Annotated in this window: 18 protein-coding genes; 12 read left to right on the forward strand and 6 right to left on the reverse strand. The window is 71.2% G+C overall.

All coding sequences use genetic code 11. From position 1 onward, the window contains the following. Window positions 1-14: 14 nt before the first annotated feature. Both IF17_RS0103525 and IF17_RS0103530 read right to left on the reverse strand, forming a co-directional pair. Window positions 15-404 (reverse strand): SRPBCC domain-containing protein, encoded by a 390-nt coding sequence (locus tag IF17_RS0103525; RefSeq protein WP_030561989.1) that lies wholly within the window; start codon window positions 402-404, stop codon window positions 15-17. A 66-nt stretch (window positions 405-470) separates the two neighbouring features. Next, window positions 471-1,094: a CGNR zinc finger domain-containing protein gene (locus IF17_RS0103530; RefSeq protein WP_167344502.1), complete on the reverse strand. Its 624-nt coding sequence runs from the start codon at window positions 1,092-1,094 to the stop codon at window positions 471-473. A 22-nt stretch (window positions 1,095-1,116) separates the two neighbouring features. Here IF17_RS0103530 and IF17_RS0103535 point away from each other — a divergent pair, with 22 nt between their 5' ends. Both IF17_RS0103535 and IF17_RS0103540 read left to right on the forward strand, forming a co-directional pair. Continuing rightward, on the forward strand, window positions 1,117-1,572 hold the full coding sequence (locus tag IF17_RS0103535; protein WP_030561992.1) for a VOC family protein: 456 nt from the start codon (window positions 1,117-1,119) through the stop codon (window positions 1,570-1,572). A 101-nt stretch (window positions 1,573-1,673) separates the two neighbouring features. After that, the gene (locus tag IF17_RS0103540; protein ID WP_030561994.1) at window positions 1,674-2,063 is read left to right on the forward strand and encodes a VOC family protein; all 390 of its coding nucleotides are present in this window, start codon (window positions 1,674-1,676) and stop codon (window positions 2,061-2,063) included. On the opposite strand, the gene IF17_RS01000000136115 is transcribed toward IF17_RS0103540, so the two are convergent. From IF17_RS01000000136115 to IF17_RS0103555, 3 genes are all read right to left on the reverse strand, one after another. Continuing rightward, on the reverse strand, window positions 2,060-2,446 hold the full coding sequence (locus IF17_RS01000000136115; protein WP_425315157.1) for a hypothetical protein: 387 nt from the start codon (window positions 2,444-2,446) through the stop codon (window positions 2,060-2,062). The genes IF17_RS0103540 and IF17_RS01000000136115 overlap by 4 nt on opposite strands. 202 nt (window positions 2,447-2,648) lie before the next feature. Further along, window positions 2,649-3,020: a hypothetical protein gene (locus tag IF17_RS0103550; protein WP_030561996.1), complete on the reverse strand. Its 372-nt coding sequence runs from the start codon at window positions 3,018-3,020 to the stop codon at window positions 2,649-2,651. Continuing rightward, entirely contained in the window at window positions 3,017-3,277 is a 261-nt protein-coding gene (locus tag IF17_RS0103555) for a hypothetical protein (RefSeq protein WP_030561998.1), read from the reverse strand. Before IF17_RS0103555 ends, IF17_RS0103550 begins: the two co-directional genes overlap by 4 nt. A 73-nt stretch (window positions 3,278-3,350) precedes the next feature. Between IF17_RS0103555 and IF17_RS0103560 the strand changes: the two genes are divergently transcribed. The 10 genes from IF17_RS0103560 to IF17_RS0103605 all read left to right on the forward strand — a co-directional run bounded on the left by IF17_RS0103560 (window position 3,351) and on the right by IF17_RS0103605 (window position 9,055). Further along, window positions 3,351-4,211, forward strand: coding sequence for a helix-turn-helix domain-containing protein (locus IF17_RS0103560; protein ID WP_030562000.1), 861 nt, complete (start codon window positions 3,351-3,353; stop codon window positions 4,209-4,211). Then, window positions 4,208-4,423, forward strand: coding sequence for a DUF397 domain-containing protein (locus tag IF17_RS0103565; RefSeq protein WP_030562002.1), 216 nt, complete (start codon window positions 4,208-4,210; stop codon window positions 4,421-4,423). The genes IF17_RS0103560 and IF17_RS0103565 overlap by 4 nt, the downstream gene beginning before the upstream one ends. 220 nt (window positions 4,424-4,643) lie before the next feature. Continuing rightward, window positions 4,644-4,838, forward strand: a complete 195-nt coding sequence (locus IF17_RS0103570) for a hypothetical protein (RefSeq protein WP_030562005.1) — start codon at window positions 4,644-4,646, stop codon at window positions 4,836-4,838. Beyond that, window positions 4,831-5,346 (forward strand): DUF6879 family protein, encoded by a 516-nt coding sequence (locus IF17_RS0103575; RefSeq protein WP_030562007.1) that lies wholly within the window; start codon window positions 4,831-4,833, stop codon window positions 5,344-5,346. Before IF17_RS0103570 ends, IF17_RS0103575 begins: the two co-directional genes overlap by 8 nt. Further along, window positions 5,343-6,176 (forward strand): helix-turn-helix domain-containing protein, encoded by an 834-nt coding sequence (locus IF17_RS0103580; protein ID WP_078615772.1) that lies wholly within the window; start codon window positions 5,343-5,345, stop codon window positions 6,174-6,176. Before IF17_RS0103575 ends, IF17_RS0103580 begins: the two co-directional genes overlap by 4 nt. Window positions 6,177-6,248: 72 nt before the next feature. Then, window positions 6,249-6,473, forward strand: a complete 225-nt coding sequence (locus IF17_RS0103585) for a DUF397 domain-containing protein (RefSeq protein WP_030562011.1) — start codon at window positions 6,249-6,251, stop codon at window positions 6,471-6,473. 14 nt (window positions 6,474-6,487) lie between these two features. Continuing rightward, complete coding sequence (locus tag IF17_RS0103590; RefSeq protein WP_030562013.1) at window positions 6,488-6,964, forward strand: hypothetical protein; 477 nt, start codon at window positions 6,488-6,490, stop codon at window positions 6,962-6,964. A 103-nt stretch (window positions 6,965-7,067) separates the two neighbouring features. Further along, window positions 7,068-7,562, forward strand: coding sequence for a hypothetical protein (locus tag IF17_RS0103595; protein ID WP_030562014.1), 495 nt, complete (start codon window positions 7,068-7,070; stop codon window positions 7,560-7,562). Window positions 7,563-7,698: 136 nt separating this feature from the next. After that, on the forward strand, window positions 7,699-8,160 hold the full coding sequence (locus IF17_RS0103600) for a hypothetical protein (protein WP_030562016.1): 462 nt from the start codon (window positions 7,699-7,701) through the stop codon (window positions 8,158-8,160). A gap of 88 nt (window positions 8,161-8,248) precedes the next feature. After that, window positions 8,249-9,055: an HAD family hydrolase gene (locus IF17_RS0103605; protein ID WP_030562018.1), complete on the forward strand. Its 807-nt coding sequence runs from the start codon at window positions 8,249-8,251 to the stop codon at window positions 9,053-9,055. A 76-nt stretch (window positions 9,056-9,131) separates the two neighbouring features. On the opposite strand, the gene IF17_RS0103610 is transcribed toward IF17_RS0103605, so the two are convergent. Further along, the gene (locus IF17_RS0103610; RefSeq protein ID WP_030562020.1) at window positions 9,132-11,234 is read right to left on the reverse strand and encodes an ATP-binding SpoIIE family protein phosphatase; all 2,103 of its coding nucleotides are present in this window, start codon (window positions 11,232-11,234) and stop codon (window positions 9,132-9,134) included. Window positions 11,235-11,279: the final 45 nt, after the last annotated feature.

Consider the following 11,279-nt stretch of genomic DNA (forward strand, 5'->3'; position numbering starts at 1 on the left):
CAGGTCAGCTCAGGTCAGCTCAGCTCGGCCACCACCCGGTCCATCACACCCTTCCAGTACGTACGCCGCTCCTCCCGTTCCTCCGCGCTCGCCAGCCGCTCCTGGTGGAAGCGGAGGACGGCCCGGTCCTCGGTGCTGCCGGGCGACACGGCGACCTGAACGGTGGACGTGCCGTGGGTGAGGCGGACGCGGTCGCCCGGGCGATAGCTGCGGATCTCGCCCTCGACCCCGTCCGCCGTACGGTACGGAGCGCCCCTCTCCGTCGGGAGCGGCCCCTCGGCGCGGAGCCAGAGGGCGACGCCCTCCGGTCCGGTGATGAACTCCCAGACGTCCTGCGGCGGTTGCTGGATCGTGCGGGAGACACCGATCTCCCAGCCCGCGTCCTGAGTGAGTCCGGTAGGCATGGCACACCCCTTCAGTCAGTGGTCAGCTTCAGTCGGCCAGTGGTCAGCTTCAGTCAGTGGTCAGCTTCAGTCAGCGGTCAGCCGGGCGCGGTGGGCCCGGACCTTGTGGCGGTTGCCGCACCGCTCCATCGAGCACCAGCGCCGCTTGCCGGGCCGCGAGGTGTCGACAAACAGCAGGCGGCAGTCGTCGGCGCCGCACGTACGGACCCGGTGGGCGTACGCCCCCGTGAACAGGTCGACGGCATCCCGCGCGACGGTGGAGAGCAGCGCGGTCCCGGTCGCGCCCGCCGCCCACTCCCGCGCCCCCTCGGCGGTCAGCCGGGCGGTCAGGGGCGGGTGCGCCGCCGCGTCGTTCACGGTGGCGAGGTCGTCCGGCGCGGGCGGCAGCCCGGCCACCTGGGCCTCCGTCAGCTGCCAGAGCGCGTCGCGCAGGAGGCGCGCGGCCGCCACCTCGGCCGGGCTCACGGCAAGGTCCAGCCCGCCGGGCAGCCGGCTCTCCCCCGCCCAGCGCACCACGTCATCGGGGCCGTGCAGCACCTCGAAGTACGCGAGGGGCCCGGGTCCACCGGTCGGCAGGAGCTCCAGACACAGGGCGCCCGGGTCGAACCGGAACGAGCTGCCGTCCGGATGCACCAGCAACATCCCGGTCGGCTCCGGCCGTCCCGGCGTGTCCATTGCGCTCGTACTCATGTAACCACTATAAACGGTTTCCATGACACGCACACTGTCCTGGAAGCTCGTCATCGACAGCGCCGACCCGCACGCCCAGGCCGGATTCTGGGCCGAGGCCCTCGGCTATCTGATCGAGGACAACAGCGCCCTGGTCGAGCAGTTGCTCGCCGCCGGAGCCGTCCCCGAGGCCATCACCACCCACGCCCACGGCCGCCGCGCCTGGCTCGACCTCGCGGCAGCCCGGCACCCGGACGACCCGCACGACGAGACGAGCGGTACGGGGTTGGGGCGGCGGCTGCTGTTCCAGCGCGTCCCGGAACCGAAGACGGTCAAGAACCGCCTCCACATCGACGTGCACACGGCCCCCGGCGAGCGCGACGCGCAGGCGGAACGGCTGGTGGCGCTGGGCGCGCGCACCCTTCGCGCGGTCGACGAACCGGGCGGGAGCTGGCTCGTACTCTCGGATCCTGAGGGCAACGAGTTCTGCGTGAACTAATACAAGTCACGCGTGACCCCTTAAGACCCCCCTTAAGAAGCCCCCCTTGAGGACCCTCCTTAAGGACCCTCCCGACTGCGACCGACCAGGAGAGCACTCTCATGAAGATCCACCTGACCAGCGTCTTCGTCGACGACCAGGAGAAGGCCCTTCGCTTCTACACGGGCGTTCTGGGGTTCGTGACGAAGCACGACGTGCCGATGGGCGGCCCGGACCGCTGGCTGACCGTCGTCTCGCCGGAGGACCCTGACGGCACCGAACTCCTGCTGGAGCCGGACCGCCACCGCGCGGTCGGCCCGTACAAGACGGCCCTCGTCGAGGACGGCATTCCGGCCGCCGCCTTCGCCGTGGACGACGTACGGGCGGAGTTCGACCGGCTGCGGGGGCTCGGCGTGCGGTTCACCCAAGAGCCGCTGGAGATGGGCCCGGTGACGACGGCGATCCTGGACGACACGTGCGGCAACCTGATCCAGATCGCGCAGGGCGGCTAACCGGAGGGCGTCACGCCCGCGCCCCCCTCATCAGCATCCCCCTCCTTCCCACCCCCGTCGGCACCTCCGCCCCCGCCGCCCCGCTCGCGCTCCACCTCCTCCCGCATCCGCTCCGCCATCAGGTCCGCGAGGGGGTCGGTCACGTCCCAGGAGTGCGGGGCGGAGTGCCGGTCGAACAGGACGCACACCTCCCGCTCATCGGTGGCCAGCGTGCGCATGACGGCGGGGCACGGGGGCAGTTCGGCGAACCGGAAGCTGCGGCGCATGCCGGTGTCGGTGTCCGTGTCGGTCCAGAACATCCACAGGTCCCGCGTGGCGGCCATCTCGCCCGCCCAGAACTGTGCGGCGTGCTCGGTCTTCTCGTCGTGCTCGCCCAGTTTCACACAGCAGCGTGTCGTCCAGCTCAGGCAGTTCCGGCACTCCGGGCACGGCCGGGGTCGGGGTCGGGCCCGGTTCGGCGTGCATGGCGGTGAGCACGACGAGCGTGCCCATCTCGGGGACTTCGGCGAAGGCGGTGCACTGCAACACGTGGATGATTCCTTGGTGGTTGAGGGGAGGGAGGGGAGGGAGGGGAAGACTCTCCGGCTACCGGCCCACCGGACGGACGACGAGCCCGTACCAGGCCAGGGCGTCGCGGGCGACGAACTCGTACGGCAGCCCGTCGGCGAGCCGCAGCAGCGCGTAGTCGTGCTCGCGCAAGCTGCCTGCCCAGGAGCGGAGTTCGGCCGGTGCGTCGCGCGGAGCGCGGGTGACCGGGTGCAGGGCGCCGGCCGGAATCCACGGGGCGTACGGGTCGGGGTCCAGCGCGTCCGCGAACCGCCGCGCCTGCCGCCGCAGCCACCGGAGCGCGAGCCGCCGGGTCGGAGCGACGGTCCCGCCGAGCCGGACGGACCGGGCGGCATCTCCCGCGCGGCTCTCGGCGACGTACCAACGGACGGGCGCCTGGGCGGGGTTCACAGCACTTCTCCCCGGCTGCGGGCGTTGAGGCGGGCGGTACGGGCGCGGAGCTGCTCCATGAGGAGCGCGGGGCGTACGTAGCGGGGCTCCACCTCCCACTCGCTGCCGCCGCCCACCGGCCGCAGCGACCAGTAGAAGCCGGCGACCCCTCGGAACTCCCCCACGCGGTCCCCACGACTGGTGTCCACAAGGAGAGTTCCGGGATCAGGGACGCGTGGGCACCTCTCGTGATTCGGGCACACGTTCTCGCCGTACACCAAAAGGCTCCTCTCTGTAGCCATACGACTACCGGGGAAGCTCAGCGTGACCTACCGTCGAAGTGTCTTCAACATGGCGGTTCGGGAGGGCACGTTCGTGTATCGCAAGGAACTGAATTCCGAGGCCAGCCCTCAGGCGGCGTACGGTGCGCGTCTGCGCAAGTTACGGGACACCAGGGGCTGGACCCAGGACGAGTTGGGCGACAAAGCCGGGTGCAGCGGCAGGCATATCTCGGCGATGGAAACTGGCCGCAAATCCGCAACCCTGCCCTTCTCCCGGAGAGCCGATCAGATCTTCGGCCTGGTCGGCAGCCCCGAGTCCTTCGAACGCGAATGGCGGGAGATCAAGCACGGCAGTCTGCTGGCGGGCTTCCCCGAATTCCTCGGCCTGGAGCGCCGGGCGGCGGAGATCCGGCTGTACGAGGTCGGTGTCATCCCGGGCCTGCTCCAGACCCCGGAGTACGCGACGGTCCTCGCGGAGAGTGTCGTCCGGCGCGGGACCATCACTCCCGAGCAGGCTCAGGAGCGCGTCGCGGTCACCGCGCAGCGGCAGGCGGCCGTCTTCGCGGGCCGGGAGACGATGGTCTTCGCGATGCTGGACGAGAGCTGTCTGCTCCGCCCGGTCGGCGGACCCGAGGTCATGAAGGCGCAGTTCGACCACCTCATCGACTTCGCCGAACTGCCCAACACCGTCCTTCAGGTGGTCCCGTTCGCCCTGGGAGAGCGCCGCCCGTTCAGCCTGCCGGTCTACATCCTGACCATGGTGGACCGCTCGCTCGTGTCGTACGCCGAATCCGCACAACAGGGCTACGTCGAACGGGAAATGACCGCTGTGCTCCCCCTGCACACGGACTACCATCGGATGCAGGCGGTAGCGCCCTCTCAGGCGGCCTCCGTCGACATCATCAAGCAGTTGCGAAAGGGCATCACGTGACAACCGAGACCCCCCGCTGGTTCACGTCCTCGTACAGCGAAAACGGCGGCGCGTGCGTCGAGGTCGCCACCAACCTCGCGGCCCCGCACGGGATCGTGCCCGTCCGCGACTCCAAGAACGACACCACCACCGGCCCGGTCCTCACGGTGCCCGCCACCGCGTTCACGACGTTCGTCGCGGGCGTCCGCACCGGGGAGTTCGGCGCGGTCTGAAAAGCCGCCCGGCCGCGCGCAGGCGGCCGGGCAGGGAAGCCCCACCGCAGGTGTGCGGTGGGGCTTCCCACTGTCCGAGGGGCCGCGCGGAGTTCGGCTCGGGCAGCCGGATCGGTGAAGAGGCTTGAGTTTCCCGTTCCGGAAACCGGAACCTCTTGCCGTGCCCGTCGCAGACCGGAAGGATCGGACGGGACATCGGTAGCGGCAGAGGGGAACACCCGTGAAGATGACGGTGCTTGCTACAACATGCGAGAAGAAGAACTGCCCGACGGTCTACAAGACGGACCGGGGCACGATCATCGTTCAGGGTGAGACTCCGACCGACCACGGACTCACGATTCCGGCCCACGAAACCCTTGTCGAAATTCCCATGGAGCTAATCCGCGAAGCTTTCGGAGGTCAGCTCGGTGCCTAAGACCTTGGGGGACCTGTTCGACGACTTCAAGCAGGAGGCATTCCGCCTGGAGACCCTCGACGACTACGGCCGCTCGGGCAACGCGGACGCGTACCGGCTGTTCCTCGATGGCAAGCCTAAGCCGGAGGGCTACAACACCGACTGGCTGGACGAGGTGCGCAAGAATGTCGACGCCGGCCGGAGAATGTACCGCGTACACGTGGTCACCCGGCCGCTCACGCCCTATCTGCGGTATGAACTGGGCTGGGGATACACCACGAACAGCACGGCCGGCGAGGAGTTCTTCATCCTGGACGTGACAGAGCAGGCCAACCCGCTCGCAGACGTGGGCGACTTCTGGCTGTTCGACTCGGTCACCGCGGCACCCATGCGCTACACCTCTGACGGTGAGTTCGCCGGGGCCGATGTCCTCTCCGGAGACCGGGCCGACGAGTACGTCGGCCACAGGAACACAGCCCTGGCACACGCCGTACCGTTCGCAGACTGGTGGGCAGAGCACGGCACGTGAACCGTTCAGAGCTTGGCATCGCGCTGCGGGTGCTGCGGAACGCTTCCGGAAAGGAAGCCAAGGCAGTTGCCCGCAGCGCTGTCATGTCGCCGAGCAAGCTCAGCAGGATCGAGACAGGCAAGATCGCTCCGAGCGCAGACGACGTCAACCGCATCCTGACTGCCATAGGCGTCTCTGACGACGTCAAGGCGGAGTACATGGGCGCCGCCCGCGCCGTGGCGACCGAGGCCACGGCCTGGCGCCTGATCCAGCGCGCGGGTCTTCACAAGGCTCAGCAGCGGCTGCGGGACGCGGAAGCCCAGATGAGTCTCCTGCGGGTTTTCCAGCCGGCCCTGGTGCCCGGACTGCTCCAGACTCCCGAATACATGCGGGCGATCCTGTCCCGCTACGACGATCTGTCCGAAGAGACTGTCCGCCGCACAGCCAGTGCGCGGATCGAGCGGCAAGAGGCTCTGTACGACGCTTCCAAGACGTTGCAGTTCGTCATCACCGAACCAGTGCTCCGGTGGCTGATTGTGCCGGCCAGAGTCATGGCCGGGCAGCTGGACCGGCTAGTTTCGGCGTCTCGCCTGCCGAGCGTAGAAATACGCGTCGTGCCCATCGAGGGACGGAAGTACGACATTCCCAACCATGCATTTGTGATCCAGGACGACCGCGTCGTGGCTGTCGAAACGGTTCACGCGGAAGTCGTCGTGACCGATCCGAGAGACGTTTCCCTTTACGTATCCAAGTTCGATGGATTCAGCGAAACCGCCGTTTCCGGCGATGCCATGCGGGCCCTGATCGAAGGCATCCGGGACGAGCTTTTGCGCGAACAGGAAACCGACTAGGAACCGCCCCCTTTCCTGGTCAACATTGCTGCCGACACACAACGATGTCAGCAGCCCAGAAAGGGAACTGCCATGTCCGACCTGTACGAGCTCCCCATCGCCGGAGCCGCATTCTCGAAGGCCTGCGGCGGCAACACCCACCCCGACGGCGAGGCGTGCGTGACGCTCGCGCGCATCGGGCCGGACGCCTGGGCCGTGGGCGACAGCAAGCGCCCCGGCGCCGAGCCGCTTCGGTTCACCACAGCGGAGCTGGACGCGGCGGGCATCGACCCCGCCCGCTTCGACCTCTCCGCCTGAGCGGCAACGCGCCGGTGCACCACCACGGTTATGCCTGGCTCGGGGAGAAGCGGACGTTCGACAAGGAGAGCATTCGCAGACCCCCGGGCGAGGCCCCGACGCCGAGCAGCGACCCCGACGTGCACGACCGCTACCGGGAAGCGGTGACGGTGTTCCCCGCCTCCGACGTACCTCCGCTCCAGACAGCGCACTGGCTCATGAAGCCGGCGTCGACGATCCGGGGGACCTGGGAGGAGCCGAAGGAGGCGGGTGCCTGGCTGGGGCTGCAACTCGCGGAGTTCGCGCCCCGGTTCGCCTCCGAGCAGGACCGGGAGGCGGCCAGACTGGGCCTCCTGGTCAGGGCGGCGGTCGACCGGCTCGCGTGGGGCGGGGACGTGTCCCTCGGCCACTACCTGCGGGGCACGGTCTTCCACTCCGTCGCCCTGGTGACCTGTTCCCCGAACCGCAGCGCCCCCGGCCTGCCCTGCCCCGCCCAGCAGACCGGCTCATGACGCACCCCGCACGACGAGGCTCAGACGGCACCTTCGGAGCGATCCTGGGTTCGTGGCAATATCCCGGCCGCTCCGGGCGTCGCTGTCCCGTCAGGATGGGGGCATGACCGAGAACCAAGCGGATCTGCCGGAATTGCTGCGCGAGCTCGATCATCCGGAGTGGCTGGAGTGGCCGCGGCACTACAACCGCGCCGAGGTCGCAGCCCTCTTCGGGAGTCTGGTGGCCCGGCTCGAACAAGACTTCGCGGCTCGCTGCACGGCTGAGCAGGACACCCAGGACTCCAGCGAGTACGGCCGCGTGGTCATACCCGGGGACGCGACCATATGCGGTACCCGGATCGTTGTCTGCGTGAGCAAGTTCGGCTGGCTGGCCCTCGTCTGCGCGGACAACCCCGGGGCCTTCCTCGGAACGGGGGACGCCCAGGCCGAGGGCGAGCTGGACGGCGCTGACCTTGCCAAGGTCGACCGGACGTTGGCCGAGCTCGGCTATGTGGTGGTAGCCGAGGAGATTCTGGAGCTCGACTACGACGGGCCGAGCCGGCTGCCCTCGCACATCGGGCGGCCCAGCTGGTGGGATCGCTACTTCGGCATCTTCTGAATCGCACCGCCAGGGCCAGGCCGACGTGGTGCCCCCGGCCCGATCCGCTCGACAGGACCACCTGCGAGGGTCAGGGTGTCGTACGTGCGCACGTGCCCGCGCACGACGGCCACCGGCCGGAACCGACGGAGGCCCGATGCACGCCGACCCACCGCCCCACCTCGACGAGCACGCTACCGTCATCGCCGCCCAGGCCGACGACGTCTGGCGCGGGCTGTGCGCGGAGCTGGAGCGGTCCTTCTCGCGGGTGCCCGCGGCCGTTTACGCGCGGCTGGTCGGGGCCGACGACACCCGGTCGGCCGGGCCGCGTCCGCTCGCCGAGGGGTCGGCGTTCCCCGGGTTCCGGGTTCTCGTCGCCTCGCCGGGGGAGGAGCTGGCCCTCCAGGGCCGTCATCGGTTCTCGTCCTACCTGCTGATCTTCCGGCTCGAACCCGACGGGCCGGGCCGCACCCGGCTGCGGGCCGAGAGCCGGGCCGCGTTTCCCGGGCGGGCGGGGCGGGCCTACCGGCGGATCGTCTTCGGGTCGGGCGGGCACGCGGTCGGCATGCGGCGGCTGCTGGCGGGGGTTCGGCGCGCGAGTGGGCGGCCGGGTCGCTGACCCGGCGGCTCTCCCCCGTACGCGTACCGCTTACCCGATCCTCCCCTCCCGCGCAAGCGGCCGTCCGGGCCCTTCTAGGCTGTGGCCCATGCCCACGCCACCCGCATATGCCCTCGTCGCCACCGACCTGGACGGCACCCTGCTACGCCCGGACGACACCGTCAGCGCCCGCTCCCGCGCAGCCCTCGCCCTCGCCGCCTCCGCCGGGGCCCGGCACCTGATCGTCACCGGGCGGCCGGTCCCCGGGATACGGGCGCTGCTCGCCGACCTGGCGTACACCGGGCTCGTCGTGTGCGGCCAGGGCACGCAGTTGTACGACGCCGACGGCGCGCGGCTGCTCCGCTCGGTCACCCTGGACCGGGAGGCCGCCGACACCGCGCTCGGCAAGCTGGAAGCGGAGGTCGGGGCGGTGTTCGCGGCCGTGGACCAGGACGGGGTGGACGGCGTCACGCTGATCGAGAGCGGCTACCGGATGCCGAACCCGACGCTCCCCGCCCTCCGCGTGGACTCCCGGGACGCCCTGTGGGCGCGGCCGGTCATCAAGGTGCTGGTCCGCCACCCGCAGCTCGGCGACGACGCGCTGGCGGCCGCCGCGCGCGGGGCGGTGGGCGATCTGGCGAGCGTCTCCATGGCGGGGCCCGGGACCGTTGAGCTGGCTCCGTACGGGGTGGACAAGGGCACCGGCATCGCGGCGGCGGCCGAGCTGCTGGGGATCGGGGCGGAGGGGACGGTGGCGTTCGGGGACATGCCGAACGACCTGCCGATGTTCCGCCGTTCCGACCACCGCGTGGCCATGGGCAACGCGCATCCGGAACTGCGGGCGGCGGCGGACGAGGTGACCTCGACGAACGCGGAGGACGGGGTGGCGGAGGTGCTGGAGCGGCTGTTCGGCTGAGGCCACATAGCCCCGGTGGCCGCCTCGCCCGGTGGCCGCCCTGCCTGGTCGCCGCCTCGCCTGGCCAGCGCCTCGCCTAGTGCGTGCCGCCCTCCGGAAGGTCCTGTTCCGTCCACAGCACCTTGCCGTCCGGGCCGTGCCGGGCTCCCCAGTGGGCGGCGAGGCGGGAGACGATGAACAGGCCCCGGCCGCCCTCGTCGACCGTGCGGGCGTGGCGCAGGTGCGGGGAGGCCGTGGAGCCGTCGTGGACCTCGCAGGTGAGGCTGGTGTCCAGCAGGAGGCGCAGGCGCAGCGGCGGCGTTCCGTAGCGGACGGCGTTGGTGACCAGTTCGCTGACGATCAGCTCGGTCGCGTCGACGGTGTCCTCGTCGAGGCCCCAGCCCTGGAGCCGGTCGCGCACGAGCAGGCGCGCGGTGGCGGGGGTGGTGCGTTCCTGGGCGAGGTCCCAGGTGGCGACCCGGTGGTCGGAGACCGTACCCGTACGGGCCAGGAGCAGCGCCGCCCCGGCGGACCGGGTGTCGTCGGGGAGGGCGTACACGATGTCGTCGCCCAGTTGCTGCAGGCTGCGGCCGGGGCGGGCCAGGGTCCGCGTGATGCGGTCCTCGGCGTGCTCGTCGGCGAGCAGTTCGGCCGTGCAGAACGCGAGGAGGCTGCCCTCCTCCAGGGTGACGGTGGCGGGTGCGAAGAGGGCGCCGTCGGTGGCGAAGAGGCCCGGGCCCTCGGGGAGGTCGAGAGGGACGGCCCGGCCGTCGGGGCCGACGATCAGGGGCGCGGGGTGCCCGGCCCGGGCGACCGTGCAGGTCCGGGTGAACGGGTCGTAGACCCCGTACACGCATCCCGCCCGCAGCTCCTCGCCGTGGAGGGAGTCGCTCGGGGGCAGGGCCGCGCGCTCGTGGGCGAGGCGGTCGGCGGTCTCCTTGAGTCGGGCCAGTACCTCCTCCGGCTCCAGGTCGAGGCCGGCGAGTGCCTGGACGACGGTACGGAGCTGGCCCATGGCGATCGCCGACTGGAGCCCCTCCCCCGCGACCCCGCCGACGACGAGTGCCGTACGGGCCCCGGAGAGCCCGATCGAGTCGAACCAGCAGCCGCTGTCCCGGCCGGGCAGCAGCACGTGGGCGGTCTCCACGGCGGCCTGGTGGCGTTCGGCCTGCGGGAGAAGGCGGCGCTGGACGGTGGAGGCGATGACGTGCTCGCGCTCGTACCGGCGGGCGTTGTCGATGGCGAGGGCCGCGCGGGTGGCCGCCGTACCGGCCAGGGAGACGTCCTCCTCGTCGAACGGCTCGGCGGCCCCGCAGCGGTACAGGCTGACCAGCCCGAGGACCGCGCCCCGCAGGGTGAGGGGCACGACGATGAGCGAGTGCGCGCCGGTCTCCGCGAGGCGGTGGACCCCTTCCGGGTCGGGGTCGAGCCACGGGGTGTCGGCGGTGAGCGGGACGAGCCGGGGCCGCAGGTCCGCGACGGCGAGTGCGTACGGCGTACGGGGAGGGAGGCGGCGGGTCCCGCCGACCGGGCGGATGCGGCCCGGCTCGTCGCCCCGGACGGTGTCGCAGCGGCCTCTCGCCGCGCAGCGCAGCGGGGTGTCGGGCGGCAGCGGGCCCACCGGCGGGTCGGCTCCGCGCAGGACCTCGTCCACCACCTCGATGACGGCGAGGTCGGCGAAGCCCGGCACCAGCGCGTCGATGAAGGCCCGGCAGGTGGTGGCCACGTCCAGCGAGCCGCCGACCGCGTCGCGCACGGCGGCCAGCGCGGTCTCCCGGGCCCGGGCCCGCTCCCGCTCGGTGACGTCGACGACCGCGCTGAGCAGCCCGAGGGCGGGAGCGTCCGGGCCGCCCGGGCCGTCCAGGCGGTAGGCGGAGACCAGGAAGATCCGGTCGCCGGGGATGCGGCGGAGGCGGCCGCGTACGAGATGCTCGCGTACGGGCCCCTCACCTGCGAGGACCGCCTTGAGGAGCTGTTCGGACCCGTCCGGGTCGTCGAGCCGGAAGGCCTCGGTGAAGCGGAGCCCGATGTACTCCTCGGTCCCGACGCCCTCGACGAGGGAGTTGGCGCGGACGAGCCTGAGCTGCGGGTCGAGCACGAGGAGCCCTACGGCGGACTGGGTGAAGAGGGTCTTGAGCAGGGCATCGTCCAGGCCGCCCGGAGGGGTTCCGGATCCGGCCGGGGTCTCGGCGTACGACACGGCTCCACCCACCCTCAGGCTCCGGCGTGCCGATGCACCGGAGCA

The sequence above is a fragment of the Streptomyces cyaneofuscatus genome (assembly GCF_000718135.1).
Lineage (GTDB): Bacteria > Actinomycetota > Actinomycetes > Streptomycetales > Streptomycetaceae > Streptomyces > Streptomyces cyaneofuscatus.

What these genes read in the sequence shown, in the direction of transcription:
- IF17_RS0103535 (WP_030561992.1), top strand. Translation starts at nt 1,117, where the DNA reads ATGACACGCACACTGTCCTGGAAGCTCGTCATCGACAGCGCCGACCCG.
- IF17_RS0103525 (WP_030561989.1), bottom strand. Translation starts at nt 404, where the DNA reads ATGCCTACCGGACTCACTCAGGACGCGGGCTGGGAGATCGGTGTCTCC.
- IF17_RS0103585 (WP_030562011.1), top strand. Translation starts at nt 6,249, where the DNA reads ATGTCCGACCTGTACGAGCTCCCCATCGCCGGAGCCGCATTCTCGAAG.
- IF17_RS0103605 (WP_030562018.1), top strand. Translation starts at nt 8,249, where the DNA reads ATGCCCACGCCACCCGCATATGCCCTCGTCGCCACCGACCTGGACGGC.
- IF17_RS0103595 (WP_030562014.1), top strand. Translation starts at nt 7,068, where the DNA reads ATGACCGAGAACCAAGCGGATCTGCCGGAATTGCTGCGCGAGCTCGAT.
- IF17_RS0103540 (WP_030561994.1), top strand. Translation starts at nt 1,674, where the DNA reads ATGAAGATCCACCTGACCAGCGTCTTCGTCGACGACCAGGAGAAGGCC.
- IF17_RS0103600 (WP_030562016.1), top strand. Translation starts at nt 7,699, where the DNA reads ATGCACGCCGACCCACCGCCCCACCTCGACGAGCACGCTACCGTCATC.
- IF17_RS0103560 (WP_030562000.1), top strand. Translation starts at nt 3,351, where the DNA reads ATGGCGGTTCGGGAGGGCACGTTCGTGTATCGCAAGGAACTGAATTCC.
- IF17_RS0103530 (WP_167344502.1), bottom strand. Translation starts at nt 1,094, where the DNA reads ATGAGTACGAGCGCAATGGACACGCCGGGACGGCCGGAGCCGACCGGG.